This window comes from Actinoplanes sp. NPDC023936, assembly GCF_040639325.1.
Taxonomy (GTDB): domain Bacteria; phylum Actinomycetota; class Actinomycetes; order Mycobacteriales; family Micromonosporaceae; genus Actinoplanes.
Window position 1 is genome coordinate 149,805 of sequence record NZ_JBEZZR010000005.1, and the last position, 12,780, is coordinate 162,584.

The following is a 12,780-nucleotide window of genomic DNA, read 5'->3' on the forward strand; positions in this document are numbered from 1 at the left end:
GTGTAGCTGGACGACGCGGTCAGACCGGTCGCCTGGATAGAAGTGCTCGCCGTCGAGAGCGTCCGCGACTGGCCTGCCGTCGGGGTGGGGATCGACGCCACTGCGGCGACCGTCACCGGGCTGCGGGATGCCCCGGCCCGGACAGTCGGTGCCGGAATCGATGCGACGGCTGTGACGGTGGCCGGGCTGCGGGTGGCGTTCCCGGTGGTGGACACCGTCGGCGTCGGAATCGACGCCGTGGCAGCCACCGTCGCCGGCGCCACCGCTGCGGTAAACGCGACCGTGGCCGAGTAGGCGGACCAGTTGCCAGCGGCATCGCGCGCCCGGATCCGAATCGTGTACGAGCCACCCGGCGTCAGCCCGGTGACCTGTGTGCTGGTGACGTTGCCTACCGGAACAGTCCAGGTCGCCACGAGCCGCCCGCCCTCCGGTTCAGCCGGTCAGCCAGACGCGAGGCGGCCAGGCCCAGGTGCCCTCGTCGTCGCCGTTGCGGCGCGACGTGGCCCAGTAGGTGTCGTTGCCGTCGAGGGTCACCTGCAGATTTGAGGTGCCACCCTCCGAATCAAAGACGCGCACGATCGTCGCCGGGAATACCTGGCCCGCTTCGGCCGAGTTGCCGACATGCGCTTGGAAGCCCGTGCTCCCGGCGCCCTCGGATGCTCGCTTCTCGGCGAAGTCGGCGCGGCACCGGTTGATCGCGTCGGCGTCGGCGGCGTTGAGCTTGTAGTGCACGATGCGGCCGATGGACGGCTTCATGCTGTTCTCCTTGCTTGACGAAGATGGTGCGGGCTACGGTCCGGTGACCTCGATCTCGTAGCCGGTCGCCACGGGCCGCCCTCCCGCTGATCAGCTTCCGGGATAGCGGCCGTCGAGAAAGGCCCACCTGTCGCCGCCGATATGCACGTAAGCGACCGGGCGCTGTTTCGCTCGACGGTCCTTCTTCGCTGCTCGTCGCCGTTGCGCTGGGGTCAGCCGCCACGGGCCGCCGTAAATGTGAACGCGCTGCTCAGTGGTCATGGCCCGGTGACCTCAATCTCGTAGCCGGTCGGCTCGCCCGTCGAAGCCGTCCACGACAGGTCGACGGTGGTCGCACCGACAGCCGTGACTTGCAGCCCGGTCGGTACCGACGGCGGGGTGGTGTCGCCGGCCGGAACGGTGATCGACCAGACCGCCCACTCACGGGACGAGCTCGCCCCGAACGTGCCCGCCGGAGTCAGCGTGGTGGAGCCGTACGCGTCGACGTAGGCGAGGGTCATGTACGCGCCGTCGGTGACCGTGTCACCCGGCACCGTCGCATCCACATCCTCAACGGCGGGGGTCGTCCACGTCGTGTTGTGGGCCGGGGTGGTGTCGTTGTTCGCGACCACACCGGAGATCGCCGCGAACACCGACTGGCCGACCGTGATTCCCGACAGGGTGGGCGCGGTAGTCGTGCCGGCCGCTGACGTGCCGACACCCCAGGAGCTTCCGCTAGGGAACTCGTAGACCACCCAGGCCAGCGGGTAGTTGCCGTTCGAGCGGGTCACCACCACTGACGACTCGCCAGCCGTTGCCGTCCTGGTCGCCACGCTCAGCTCGGTGTTGTTGACCGGCTGCAGGCGCTCCGTCCACGCGCCCGGCCACGACTGCACGATCGGGCCGCCCGACACGACCACCAGCAGACTGCCCGCCGTAGCCGGGGTGAAGCTGATCGTTGCGTCGGCGACGCCAGCAGTCCTTGCCGAGGTGCCCGCAGTCCGGTTGATCCAGGCGGGCATCGGCTACGCCGGCGTCACGTCGAGCTCGTACAGGCCAGTCGCCTGCGGAACCACGGACAGGTTCCCGTTGTTGGGGCTGACCGCAGTGATGAAATCGAACAGCGCGATCAGCGGATCCGCGTACGGGGCGGTGATCGGGTCCGCGTACAGCTGCATCGCCATCGCACCGGTTAGCGTCACACCCGCCACTACCAGGTCGTTCGTCCAGTCGTAGCGCACCGAACCCGTCGTGCCCTCCGCCAGGGTTGGCACTACAGACGTGCCGCCAGCGGCAGCGGCCGACAGCAGCACGCCGCCCGCAGGCCAGTTCGTGCCGGTGACCTCGTTGGTCGCCGAATACGACGGGGACGTGGCTGAGAAGTTAGGCGTGAGACTGTCGCTGTACAGGGCCACCTTCCAGGTGGCGAGGGTGTGATCGAGACCGCCGGTGCCAGTCCACGCCTGCTGGCGCAGCTGCCGGACGAACGTGTCCACGTACAGGCCGGACGCGGTGATCGCCATTACCGCTCACCACCCTCTGCGCTAGTGGTCGGCTGGGTGGCGGTCAGTGCGCCGTCGCGGATACGGCGCAGCACCCGGAACCCGTCGGCGTCCACGCCGTGCTCTTCGTGGGTGGGCGGAACCGGCCGGGCCTCCGACGAGATCCGGCGGGCCTCGAACACGGCCTCCAGGTAGGCGCGCTCCGTCGCCTCGGACGGGTTCCGGCGCCGTTCCTCGTCGGCGAGCACCACGCGCTCGGCGGCAGCCACGCGTTCGGCTGGCGCACCGGCCCGAATGGCATCCACAGCCCGGTACGGGAAATGCCCGTCCTGGTCGCCGATCACACGGTCGGCTTCGAGCCGGGCAACCTGTGCTCGCGCCTCCGCGAGCTCATCCTTCTTACTCACGGGGAGCCTTCCAACGGATCGTTTCGGGTCGGACGATCGCATCCACGCGATCATTGGACGTGTTGTGTTCGACGTGCGTCACCGTGCCCGACTCGTCCGTCGTGGCCTTCCACGGCACCCCGGTCTCCGGGTGCTGGCGGCCCTCGCGGACGGTGCTGCCGGACCGGCGGGAGATGATTCCGATGCCGAGGAGCCGGTCTCTGTACTGGTTAGACACGGATATTCCTTCCGCGCTGAAACGCATCCGACCCGGCCGCGTTCGCGAATTTGCCGCGCTGCCACAGCGAGGCCAGTGGTGCCGGACCGTACGAGCGACTGCGGCCGGGGCCGTCGTTCCGTGCCACCAGGTCAGCCCAGCCGATCCGGCCTGACCGAAGGAGGTCGAGTCGGGCGGGCCCCATGATGCGCAGCTGGTCGGCGTGCGGCAGGTCGGCGAACCGGGCTTCGGCGTCCGGGATCCCACCGGCGGTGCGGGTCCGCCACATCGGCAGTCGCACGCAGTTACACCCAGGGCAGCCGGGCCAGCCCGGATCACGCAAAGCATGCCGGGTACCGTGCATCGCCCAGCAGCCGGAACAGCTGGTGGCATCCAGCCGCCCGACCCAGATCCAGCCGGGTGCCTCATCCGCCTCATGCATCAGATGGGGGGCCTGCCCGTCCGGGCGCACCGTCGCCACACCGACCGCGCGATGACGGCCGCCCGTGAACGCCGACGTAATGCGGCTCAGCGGGTGCGGTGCGCCAGCGAACGCAGCGTTGAGCAGGTTGGTCGCGCGGGCTTCGATACCGGCGTGGATCTGCGTGAGCCGGTCGGTGCTGCCTGCCACGGTCACCTCCGAAGCGAAGATGAGGGCCGGCCGCCCACCCCGAAACGACCGGCCCAGTCGGTCAGGACTGCTTCGCGAGCTTCTGCAGGTCCGGCTTCTCCTGCTTTACGAGCTCGTCGTAGTCGTAGCCCTTGGCCGCGAGGTACTCGACCCACACGTCCTTGCTGGCCCGGCCGTCCGGCTCCGCACCGCCCTCGGGCAGCCTTGCCCGTGCGGCGGCACGCTTCGCCTCAACCGCCGACGCATCCGATGCGGTACGCGGCGACTCCGCGGCCTTATCGACAGCGCCCTCCGCAGTGACGACCTCGGCGACCCGCTCGCCGGCTTGAAGGGCTGGGTCCCGGCGGGGCTCCTCGGGCTTCTCGCCCGCAAGCACCTCGGTCGTCACCGAGTCCAGACCGCGTGCCGGGTCCTGCTCGACCGCAGCGTTCGGGGCGATCGGCGCCTCGTCGGTGTCGGCAACGAACCCGCCGTCGATGAGGAACTTCAGTCGCTCCGCATCCACCCCGTCGGGCAGGAACGCACCCTTGTACAGCAGGTGCGTGGCCTTCACCCCCGAATGGTCGGTGACGGGTACGTGTGCGCACTCGGCGATCACCTGATACTGGCTCATCAGGCGGTCCCGGTGCCGGTCAGCTGCACACCCGCGAGCGGGTCGGTGATGACCGGGACGGTGATACGCCGCCCCCACATGTGCCACACGTCGCGTTCCGGCACCCGCCGGGTCTGCACCTGGATGCCGTTCTCGCCGGTGGCGTAGCCGGGGTCAAGGTTGTCCTCGTCCGCCATCCCGCCAACGGCGCGGCTGTCGAACACGAACGGAACATCGGCGCCGCCGGGCATGTTCGCGAGCGGGGTCTTCAGCACCTTGAGGCCCGCGATGGTTTCAATGACCCCGCCGTACACCGGGTTGTCGGTGGTCTCCCTGCGCCGCAGAGTGGCGATCTTGTCGTCGCTTGCGAGGTAGGCGTACTTCGCGTCGGTGATCAGGATCGTGTCTGCGCGGTAGCCCATCTCCCGGCCGGCGATCCTGGCCTTCGCCTTCTCGATGTCGAGGAGGATCTTCGGGGTGACGCCGGTCCAGTCGGACGCCGCCAGGGCGTCGGTGACCGCCGACGCGAACGCAGCGATCGCCAGCCGGTCGATCTTCTGGGTGACGGTGTTCGACAGGATTCGCAGCGCCCAGTCGACGGCGTTACCCATCGGGATGGCCCGCTTGATGCGCTCGTCGGTGAGCTCGGTCGCCTGACCCCACTTGGAGACAGCGGCGAGCGCAGCCGTCCCGGACTGGGGAAGGGCACGCGGGTACTCGGAGCCCGGCCCGACGGCGGTGACACTGCGGTTGGTGAACAGCGGCTGGTCGTTGATCTCGTACTGGACGGCACCACCCGACGTGCGGAACCGGGCGGGCAGCAGCTCATCGGCGATGAAACCGATGTCATCGAGCGCCTTCAGCCGGCGTTCGATCAGCGCCGGGTTGGCGAGGAGCCGGTTGATGGTGAGCAGGTCACCCGACAGAGTTGCCGGGGCCGGCGGATAGGTCTGGAGAGGCATCAGCCTGTCCCCTTTCGCCCTGCGTCGGGCATGAAAAAACCCCGCACGCAGGGCGCCGGGGAGAGGTCGTGATGGAAGGTGGGGCCTGTTCAGGTGCGGGGTGGGGCGGGGTGCGTCAGCACTCCATCCAGGTGACCAGTGCGCCGTCGGCGGCGGTGGTCATGGCGATGCCGATGTTGCCGAGCCCGGCCGCCGCGGAGGCGACGGTGCCGTTCGCGGCGGCGTTCACCCGCGCGGCGGCGGTGATCGCACCGGCGGCGACGGAGATGTGGACCTGGCCGCGCCCGTGGTAGGTGATGTTGGTGCCGGATCCGGCGTCGTGGGCGGCGGTGCCGACGACCGCGTTCGAGTCGGCGGCGGCGTGGGCGACGGTGCCGTTGCCGGACACCATCAGCTGGCGGCCGCCGGTGACGGCGCCGGAGGTGACGCCGGTGATGGCGTCGCCGGGCATGTACAGCGGGGCGTAGTCAGGCATCAGGCACCCGCCTTCTCGCCGAAGAGGCGCTCGTACTCGGTCTCGTCGAAGCCGCCTGTCGTGGTCGGTTCCGGGCCGCCGGCGTGCCCCGTCAGGGCGACCGGCACTTCCGCACCCGGCTTAATCCGGGCCAGCAGTCGGGCGGTGACCGCCGGGGCGTCGTCGTAGTCGCGCTCCCAGTCGGCGCGGTCGGCGACCTTGAACTTTCCGAGCCGCTGCGCCTCATCGAGGACGGCGGCCTTGGTCTTCGCCGCAGCGTCGGCCTCGGTGTCGGCGAGCTTCGCCGACATCTTCTCGACCATCGCGCCGAGCTTCTCGACCTCGGTGCGCAGGTCGGCGTTCTCGGCCTTCGCCGCCTCTACCTCCGCTTCCACGGCCGGGTCGGTGACGGGGATGTCGGCCTTCGCCTGCAGCGCTTCCAGGGCCGCGACGATCGCGGTCTCGTCGGCGGCATCGTCGAGGCCGAGCCGCGAGCGGATTTCGCTCAGATCGGTGGACACAGGGTCCTCCTCTTCCGGTTCGGTGTTGGGCTCCGGCTCGGCGGCCGGGAGATCAGTTGCCGGAACATCCGGCAGGGCGGTGGTGTCAGTCGGCACGGTTTCCGGCTCGGCGTCAGCGTCAGGCCCTGACTCGGCGGCCGGTTCGGCAGTGCGGGCCAGGGCGGCGATCCGAGGGGCCGGAGCGTTCTCCCGGCCCGCATACGCGAACACCGACAGGTCCCAGCGGTTCTTCGCCTCCGGTGCGCTCTTGGCGGCGTCCTCCTGCACCTGATGCATCAGCCCGGCCTCAACCGCCTCGGCGGCGTTGAACCAGGTTTCGTCACGCATCAAGTCCCGCCACGCCTCCGGCTTGCCGCCGGACCGGTCGGCGTAAATCTGGGCGAGAGTCGCCGACACCTTCTCCAGTTCGGCGGCCATCTTCGTCATGTCGGCGGCGTTCCCGACCGCCATCCCCCACGCGTCGTGGATCATCAGCGAGCCGTACGGCGCGACGACCCGCTTGTCACCGGCGAGGGCGATGAACGAGGCGGCGGACGCAGCGAGACTGTCCACATACGTGGTGATGGCAGCGGGATGGTTCCGCAGCGCCTGGAAGATGGCGATGGCGTCGAACACGTCCCCGCCGGGCGAGGCGATGTGAACGTCAAGCTGGTCGACGTCCAGCGCTTTGACCTCGCGGACGAAGTCCGTGGCGGACACCCCGAAGAAGCCGATCTCATCGAGGATGTGAATCTCTGCCTTGCGGGAACCCGCGGCAGCATGGATCCGATACCACGGCTGGTCGGTGGCACGCGCCATGGGCCGGGCTGTTTTTGCGCGCACCGGCACCTCCTTCAAGGGGAGGCCACCGGTGCGGTGGCGAAGTTACATGAACAGGGGGAAGAGGAAACCACGGCAGCGCATGCCGCCCGCACATTCGCCGAAACCGGCGATCGGGTACGCGGCGACGGCCTTGGCGAGGGTGGGGAACTCGGTGCCGTCCACGTCGGCGCAGGCCTCGCACCGGTTCGTGTCGTTGACCTCTACCGCCCGGTACCGGCGGGCCGGAGTCTGTTCGAGCACAGCGATCCGGCCTGCGTTCTGCGCGGCGGACAGCAGGCCACCGATGTGGTCGCCGACGAGCCCATTGCTGCTGTCGGCGAGCTCGTCGAGATGCGAACGGACGGCATCGCGAACCTCTGCCGGGTTAGCGCCGGCGTTCAGCAGTGCGGCCCGTTTCGCTCCGGCCGCGTACCCGGATGCGATCAGCGATGCAACCACGTCCGCGGTCTGCCGCGCCCTCTCTGCACCGGGCTCGTCAGGTGCGTCGATGTCGACGTCCTGGGCGGCGGCTTCGGCGATCACCTGTGCGGCGGCCTGTTTGGCTACCTTGCTGCCCTTGTCGCCGAGCGGCAGCGAGAGAGTGGCGATGACCCCTGCGGACACGGCCAGGCTGGCGAACTGGGCCAGATCACCAGAGGCAGCGGCCTCCTCGGCCTGGTCTGCGAGTTCGTCAACCATGGGCTTCGCAGTCTTGCGCCAGCCGTTGAGCAGATCGGCTTTCGCCTGCTCCCACTGCTCTTGAATCGCCGCATGGTCAGGTTCCGGGTCGGCGGCATTGAACAGCGCCATCTGACCGGGGGTGCGCCGCTGCCGGCCGCGCGGCTTACGTCCAGCAGGCAGTTCGGCCGGCCGCTCGGGCAGGTCCACGCCGGGTGCGGTCGCCTTCGGCTGCGCCATGCCGTCGCGTTCCGGGAGCCGCCACTCGCGGCGGATCCACGCTTCGAGGGCGGGATCCGCCGCGAGCCCCCCGGAGTCAAGCAGCAGTTTCAACGCGTCGGCGGTGACTTCCCGCCGCGACCCCACTCCGGACACAACGACGCGGGGGACTGGTTCGCCCTCGCCCCAGTTCCAGTCGACGATCCGGGCGGCGATCTGCCGTGTGGCGACATCCGCCACGAATTCGGCTTCGGCTTCAAGGGCGAGCAGCAGGGCGTCCACGAACACGGACCCGAGGGCACGCGACCCGTTCGGTGTCTCGCCGAGCTCGAACGCGTTCATGAGCGCCGAGGAGGCGCACTGCTGGTCGAGCCAGCGCAGGAACTCTTGTGTCGGCGGCAGCGACCCCGTGATCCCGAGGATTTTCATGACGAAGCCGGGCGGGGTCGCAGCACCGGCGGAAATACCGGCACGGGCGGCCTGCGCCACCTCAGCGGCCTCACCCATCTGCGCTTGCGTCGGGTTGGTGCCCGGCAGCGCTTCGAGGACGGGGACACCAGCGGACCAGCGGACGTTGGCGACCGCGAACGCCCGCCGAACCTCCTCCTTGATCAACCAGGAAGCGTACGAAGGGCGAAGCAGCGACGTGCCCGCCCAGTTCGAACCCTCACGGTCCCGTGCATACCAGGCCAGGTTCTTCGCCGGCATCTGCGGCGACTTCAGGTCGGCGGCCTGGTCTTGGGTGGCGCCGGTCAGCAGCCCGGTCTTCCCGTCGGTGTGAATGTGGGAGATCGTCCACTGCGGGCGCTCCCACAGCCCGGCGAGCCGCGCCCGCCCGTCGGCGATCTCCGCTTCCAACTCGAACGCCGAAAACCCGAACGGGACCATCCGGAACACCGCACGCAGATGGTCACCCCACGACACCCCGCGCAGCCGCGCCGCGCCAGGCTTGTCGTCCGTGCCTTTGATCGGCAGGCCGAGACCGTCAGCGACCGCAGCGACAACCTCCGGGCGGCAGCCCGCCGGGTCGAGCTGCCACTGGGCGCGCAGCAGGTTCAGGACCCAGCCCTGCGTGATCGAGCTGAGTTTCGGGTCGCGGCGCATCTTCGAATACACCGGCACGCTCATCGGGAACGACAGATCCGGCACGTGCTCAAGCACGTCCAGGTACAGGCTGGCGTACGAGTCGTTGCCGAGCCGGTACGGGTCGACATAGCCGCGCGTGCTGGTGGGGGCGGTCATTGCGGCCCCCGTCCCTGGCTACATCGGCGCCGAAGCCAGGTCTGCGGCCGGAGCCCCGAACGGGCTGGGCTCAGCCTGGGCGCGCCGTGGTGCTGCCGGCGACGGCTGCCATTGGGTGACGGCGACCCTGACCGCAAGCGACCCGACGTCGATGGTGTCGTCGTGGGCGGCAGCCGGGAATGAGGCGTGTTCGTTGAGGAAGTCGGTGAGCCAGTGCGGGTTACCGGACGGCAGCCACACCCGCCCGGACGACACCCAGGCGCTGTACGGCAGGGCACGGCTGAACTTGTCCTGCTCCGCCTGAATCGGGGAGATCGGGACGTGATCGTTGGTGGCTTCCCGGACTAGCGTGGTGCCGTACTGGGAGGCCTCAATGAAAACGGTGTCCAGGTTCCAGCGCTGCACCAGCGGGCGAGCCTGCGCGAAGTGCTGCTCCTCGCCGATCCGCGCCCGGACCAGGTCGAGCAGGACAAGATCGCCGGAGATGGTGCGCGCCCATGCGGCAATGACCGTGTAGTCGGCGCTTGTCCGTGTCGAGGCGGCCAGGTCGACGGTGGCGAACCGCCAGCAGTCCCGCAGGTCGAACTCGCGTCCACCGAGATGGATCCGGCTGCCGACGATGGTGTGGTACCGCCAGTGGATTCGCTTGAACAGGCCGCCTTCGGCCGGCGCCGGCCGACCTTGGTACAGCGCGGCCCACACATACGAGCCGACCGACTTCTTCACGGCATCCCAGTCGCGGTTGCCGCGCGCCGAGATCATGTACTCGCCTTTGCAGCGACCCAGCGGGTCGGTGTCCTCGTCCTCACACTGCGCGGGGATGTTGATGACTTTCCAGCGCCCACCCTTGGCCCGGTCACCTTCGTGTTGCAGCAGCCAGCCGGCGGCGTCCTCTTCATGCCAGCGGGTTTGGATCAAGCACACCTTCGCGCCGGGGCCGAGGCGAGGAACGGCGACACCCTGCCAGAACCGCTGAAAGCGTTCCCGGTAGATGGCGGACTGCGCCTGCTCAAGATCCTTGATCGGGTCGTCGATCAGGATCAGGTCCGCTGGGCGGCCGGTAACGCTGCCCGCCACGCCGGATGCGAACACCCCGCCGCGAGCGCCTTCAACCTGCCAGCGGCCCGCCGCCCGTGAATCCGCGCGCAGCCGCACCCCGAGGTCGATGGCATCGTCGGTGCCGTCGAACGTTTCGAAGTCGCGTTTGATATCGGCACCCCAGCGGCGGGCAACATCGTCGCTGTAGCTGATGATGATGATCCGCTGGTCGGGGTCGAGGTCCGCGAGCAGCCAGGTCGGGAACCGGTACGCCACCGTGGATGACTTCGCCTCCTGCGGCGGCATCGAAATCATTAACCGGTCTTCGCGGCCCTCCGCAAGATGCACCAGCGCGTCGTTGATGAGATTCAGGGCAGGCGTGCGAACGATCGTCTTGTCCAGCGCGGCAGCCATGTCCAGCGGCGACGCCCACCGGCGCCGCTGCCGGGGTTTGATCGCTTCGAGCGCCGGCTCCCACACGTCAAGGTCGTGGGAGGCGAACAGCACCATCAGGACGCCTCACCGGTGAGCGCGGTGACCGCGTCCCGCAGTGCGGGTGCCAGCGCCTCCTCCTGCTCGGGGGTGAGTTTGAGGCGGTGCGCGGCCAGCCGCAGCGCGGCAGCCAACTGCTGGGCGTGCCGGGCGGCGGCTTCACGCCGGGTTTCGTCGTCGGCTTCAACGACCTTCGCCATGGCGTTCTCTTTGTCAAACGAGACACCCATGACGGTGACAAGCTGCATCGGCGTCAGTTCGTCGATGCTGCCTTCCAGCTTTTCGAGGGCGCGCACACCAAGCCGGTGGAGTTTGCGGATCGTCTCCGCCCGCTCAACAGCGGCATCCTCGGCGGCGGCCTTGGTGGCTTTTTCTGTCTGCGAACGTTCAAAGGCGCTGTTCGCACCCGCATCTTTGGCAAGCTTCGTAACGGTGGACGGGGAGACGCCGTGCGCCCGTGCTATCTCCCGGTTGCCGAGTTGCCCGGCCTGAATGTCGGCGAGGATCGCAGCGCGCTTGTCGTCGGGGATGCGAGGCGGCACGCTAATTCACCGCCCCAGCTGTGTCGTCAGCGAGGCTGAACGGGCGGTGGCAAGTGGTTGGGTCGGGGCTCCAGCAGTTGGGCAACCACATCGGGTGCGCCAGCGAGGACGGCGACCTGTTCGCATGGCACGCCGGGCCCGGTCCCTCTAAGTGAGATCGCAGTAATGGGCTGACCGGAGTCCAACAGCTTCGCGAGCATGCGAGCTTTTTGCTTGTTCACGTAGGCAGCAAGGTGCCGCCCGGTGTGGTCATATACAGCGACGGCGTTCTTGTCGTACTCGTTGTCAGGCTCGCGGCGAAGCACGACGGTGCTGCCGGGTCGGAAGTCGCCAGTTCTGCAGGCGTCCTGGTGGTACGCCTCGCCGCGAAGCTGCGACACGAAGATGCCGATCTTCGGTAGCCGCTGGTCGCTCGGACTGACGAGGAGTCCGGTGCTGTCTTCACAGAGCCGCAGAACATCTTCACGCATCATGTCGCGGTAGGGCACCAGGTGCAGAGGCGGACGCCCGCTCGGGTGAATGAACCTGTTGGGGTCGTCTTTGGGGACGTAGGAACTTTGCGGCGGCTCGGCCGGTTCTGCGGCTGCCTGCTGCGATGGCTCGTTGTCCGGCACTGCGTTGGGGCGGCCAAGGATTCGATCGATCAAGCCCATCGCGCAAGGTTCCCAAGCGCGCGTGCCCCCTGTCGACCAGCCATTCGTGCATTTTGGCTGTGGTGGCCCGCGGGTTGGGGTGCCGCGGGCCACGTCTCAGCGGCCGGTCAGCTCTCGACGGGCTCGGTCGGGGTCTCGGAGCCGTCGGCGTCGCCGACCTGCGCGTCCGCGTCCGCGACGGCCTGCTTCAGCTCGTCGAACACGGTCTGGGCTTCCGGGTTGAGGTTGCCCTGGGCGGCGGCGAGCTGGTCGAGCTTGGCGTTGACGTCGTCCCGGAAGTCCGTGAACGCGTCCTTCAGTTCGGTGAGCTGCTCTGCGGCGGTGGCCATGATGTCCTCCAGGTTGGTGATGCCGAGAAAGGCGCGGATCCAGGTGCGCACGGTGGCCTCCTAGGCGGGGCCGGTGTGGTCTTCGACGAGCCGGCAGATCAGGGCCCGCAAATCTCGGGACAGGGCGCGCGGAGCCCAATGGGAGTTTCCGTTCACGACCAGGTGCCCGTCGCGGCACACGCCTACGGCCCGGATGCGTCCTGCGGCACCCGCCAGCCAGTCCAGCGAAAACGGCATCTCGTCCGCATCAGCTGGGTGGGTCATCGTCACCTCGCTGCCGCAGGAGTTGTTCGATGCGGTCGAGGCGGGTGCTGAGCTCGCGGTCATCGGCGGCTTCGGCGCTACCCCAACTGGTCCAGGCCTGTGTGGTGAGGCTGAGCAGGATCACGAACAGCACGCTGTCGGACCACCACAGCACGGCGGGAATGGCGAGCAGCGCACAGACGATGGTGGCGCCACGGTGGATCCACACCTTGCGACGCATCAGGCGGCTTGGGTGACCGGCGGCCGGGTGCGGGGCCTGCCGCGCTTGTTCTGCCGGGTGGCGGCTTCCGCGGCCACGACGTCGCCGTACCGGTAGTAGGGCCGGCCGCGCCAGTCCCGGTGAACCACGTCGAGGCGGCGGCGTTCCCCGGTGGCGGGGTCGCGCCAGCCCTGCGATGCCCACAGGGAGATGACGTGCGGGTCGACTTGGGCGGCGTGGGCGGCGTCTTGCCGGGACAGGTGGGCGTCGAGTCCGGCGGGCACGGTCACCTCCGGAAACGGTTGAAGCCCCGAACCACTGGG

Annotated in this window: 18 protein-coding genes; 1 reads left to right on the forward strand and 17 read right to left on the reverse strand. The window is 68.9% G+C overall.

The window, feature by feature from the left end:
- Positions 1–42 precede the first annotated feature (42 nt).
- On the forward strand, positions 43–294 hold the full coding sequence (locus AB0F72_RS09065; protein ID WP_360427670.1) for a hypothetical protein: 252 nt from the start codon (positions 43–45) through the stop codon (positions 292–294).
- Between the two features lie 138 nt (positions 295–432).
- On the opposite strand, the gene AB0F72_RS09070 is transcribed toward AB0F72_RS09065, so the two are convergent.
- From AB0F72_RS09070 to AB0F72_RS09150, 17 genes are all read right to left on the reverse strand, one after another.
- Positions 433–756, reverse strand: a complete 324-nt coding sequence (locus AB0F72_RS09070) for a hypothetical protein (RefSeq protein ID WP_360427673.1) — start codon at positions 754–756, stop codon at positions 433–435.
- A gap of 257 nt (positions 757–1,013) precedes the next feature.
- Positions 1,014–1,757, reverse strand: a complete 744-nt coding sequence (locus AB0F72_RS09075) for a hypothetical protein (RefSeq protein WP_360427676.1) — start codon at positions 1,755–1,757, stop codon at positions 1,014–1,016.
- A gap of 3 nt (positions 1,758–1,760) precedes the next feature.
- A complete protein-coding gene (locus tag AB0F72_RS09080; RefSeq protein ID WP_360427679.1) occupies positions 1,761–2,258 on the reverse strand; it encodes a hypothetical protein in 498 nt (165 codons plus the stop codon).
- A complete protein-coding gene (locus tag AB0F72_RS09085) occupies positions 2,258–2,644 on the reverse strand; it encodes a hypothetical protein (protein WP_360427682.1) in 387 nt (128 codons plus the stop codon). The genes AB0F72_RS09080 and AB0F72_RS09085 overlap by 1 nt, the downstream gene beginning before the upstream one ends.
- A complete protein-coding gene (locus AB0F72_RS09090; RefSeq protein WP_360427685.1) occupies positions 2,637–2,861 on the reverse strand; it encodes a hypothetical protein in 225 nt (74 codons plus the stop codon). Before AB0F72_RS09090 ends, AB0F72_RS09085 begins: the two co-directional genes overlap by 8 nt.
- Positions 2,854–3,471: a hypothetical protein gene (locus AB0F72_RS09095; RefSeq protein WP_360427688.1), complete on the reverse strand. Its 618-nt coding sequence runs from the start codon at positions 3,469–3,471 to the stop codon at positions 2,854–2,856. Before AB0F72_RS09095 ends, AB0F72_RS09090 begins: the two co-directional genes overlap by 8 nt.
- Before the next feature lie 61 nt (positions 3,472–3,532).
- Positions 3,533–4,084, reverse strand: a complete 552-nt coding sequence (locus AB0F72_RS09100; protein WP_360427691.1) for a hypothetical protein — start codon at positions 4,082–4,084, stop codon at positions 3,533–3,535.
- Positions 4,084–5,025, reverse strand: a complete 942-nt coding sequence (locus AB0F72_RS09105; protein WP_360427694.1) for a hypothetical protein — start codon at positions 5,023–5,025, stop codon at positions 4,084–4,086. Before AB0F72_RS09105 ends, AB0F72_RS09100 begins: the two co-directional genes overlap by 1 nt.
- 115 nt (positions 5,026–5,140) lie before the next feature.
- Positions 5,141–5,500 (reverse strand): hypothetical protein, encoded by a 360-nt coding sequence (locus AB0F72_RS09110; RefSeq protein ID WP_360427697.1) that lies wholly within the window; start codon positions 5,498–5,500, stop codon positions 5,141–5,143.
- Complete coding sequence (locus AB0F72_RS09115; protein ID WP_360427701.1) at positions 5,500–6,822, reverse strand: head maturation protease, ClpP-related; 1,323 nt, start codon at positions 6,820–6,822, stop codon at positions 5,500–5,502. Before AB0F72_RS09115 ends, AB0F72_RS09110 begins: the two co-directional genes overlap by 1 nt.
- Positions 6,823–6,864: 42 nt before the next feature.
- A complete protein-coding gene (locus AB0F72_RS09120; RefSeq protein ID WP_360427704.1) occupies positions 6,865–8,940 on the reverse strand; it encodes a DUF935 family protein in 2,076 nt (691 codons plus the stop codon).
- Positions 8,941–8,958: 18 nt separating this feature from the next.
- A complete protein-coding gene (terL, locus tag AB0F72_RS09125; protein WP_360427707.1) occupies positions 8,959–10,488 on the reverse strand; it encodes a phage terminase large subunit in 1,530 nt (509 codons plus the stop codon).
- Positions 10,488–11,012: a hypothetical protein gene (locus AB0F72_RS09130; protein ID WP_360427711.1), complete on the reverse strand. Its 525-nt coding sequence runs from the start codon at positions 11,010–11,012 to the stop codon at positions 10,488–10,490. Before AB0F72_RS09130 ends, terL begins: the two co-directional genes overlap by 1 nt.
- 26 nt (positions 11,013–11,038) lie before the next feature.
- Positions 11,039–11,665, reverse strand: a complete 627-nt coding sequence (locus AB0F72_RS09135; protein WP_360427714.1) for an HIRAN domain-containing protein — start codon at positions 11,663–11,665, stop codon at positions 11,039–11,041.
- Positions 11,666–11,772: 107 nt separating this feature from the next.
- Entirely contained in the window at positions 11,773–12,045 is a 273-nt protein-coding gene (locus AB0F72_RS09140; protein WP_360427717.1) for a hypothetical protein, read from the reverse strand.
- 196 nt (positions 12,046–12,241) lie between these two features.
- Complete coding sequence (locus tag AB0F72_RS09145; RefSeq protein WP_360427719.1) at positions 12,242–12,478, reverse strand: hypothetical protein; 237 nt, start codon at positions 12,476–12,478, stop codon at positions 12,242–12,244.
- Positions 12,478–12,747 (reverse strand): hypothetical protein, encoded by a 270-nt coding sequence (locus AB0F72_RS09150; protein WP_360427722.1) that lies wholly within the window; start codon positions 12,745–12,747, stop codon positions 12,478–12,480. The genes AB0F72_RS09145 and AB0F72_RS09150 overlap by 1 nt, the downstream gene beginning before the upstream one ends.
- Positions 12,748–12,780: the final 33 nt, after the last annotated feature.

Bases quoted from the DNA above. Each gene is read 5' to 3' on its own strand.
- AB0F72_RS09070 (WP_360427673.1), bottom strand. From the start codon at position 756: ATGAAGCCGTCCATCGGCCGCATCGTGCACTACAAGCTCAACGCCGCC.
- AB0F72_RS09135 (WP_360427714.1), bottom strand. From the start codon at position 11,665: ATGGGCTTGATCGATCGAATCCTTGGCCGCCCCAACGCAGTGCCGGAC.
- terL (WP_360427707.1), bottom strand. From the start codon at position 10,488: ATGGTGCTGTTCGCCTCCCACGACCTTGACGTGTGGGAGCCGGCGCTC.
- AB0F72_RS09080 (WP_360427679.1), bottom strand. From the start codon at position 2,258: ATGGCGATCACCGCGTCCGGCCTGTACGTGGACACGTTCGTCCGGCAG.
- AB0F72_RS09120 (WP_360427704.1), bottom strand. From the start codon at position 8,940: ATGACCGCCCCCACCAGCACGCGCGGCTATGTCGACCCGTACCGGCTC.
- AB0F72_RS09105 (WP_360427694.1), bottom strand. From the start codon at position 5,025: ATGCCTCTCCAGACCTATCCGCCGGCCCCGGCAACTCTGTCGGGTGAC.
- AB0F72_RS09145 (WP_360427719.1), bottom strand. From the start codon at position 12,478: ATGCGTCGCAAGGTGTGGATCCACCGTGGCGCCACCATCGTCTGTGCG.
- AB0F72_RS09075 (WP_360427676.1), bottom strand. From the start codon at position 1,757: ATGCCCGCCTGGATCAACCGGACTGCGGGCACCTCGGCAAGGACTGCT.
- AB0F72_RS09110 (WP_360427697.1), bottom strand. From the start codon at position 5,500: ATGCCTGACTACGCCCCGCTGTACATGCCCGGCGACGCCATCACCGGC.
- AB0F72_RS09100 (WP_360427691.1), bottom strand. From the start codon at position 4,084: ATGAGCCAGTATCAGGTGATCGCCGAGTGCGCACACGTACCCGTCACC.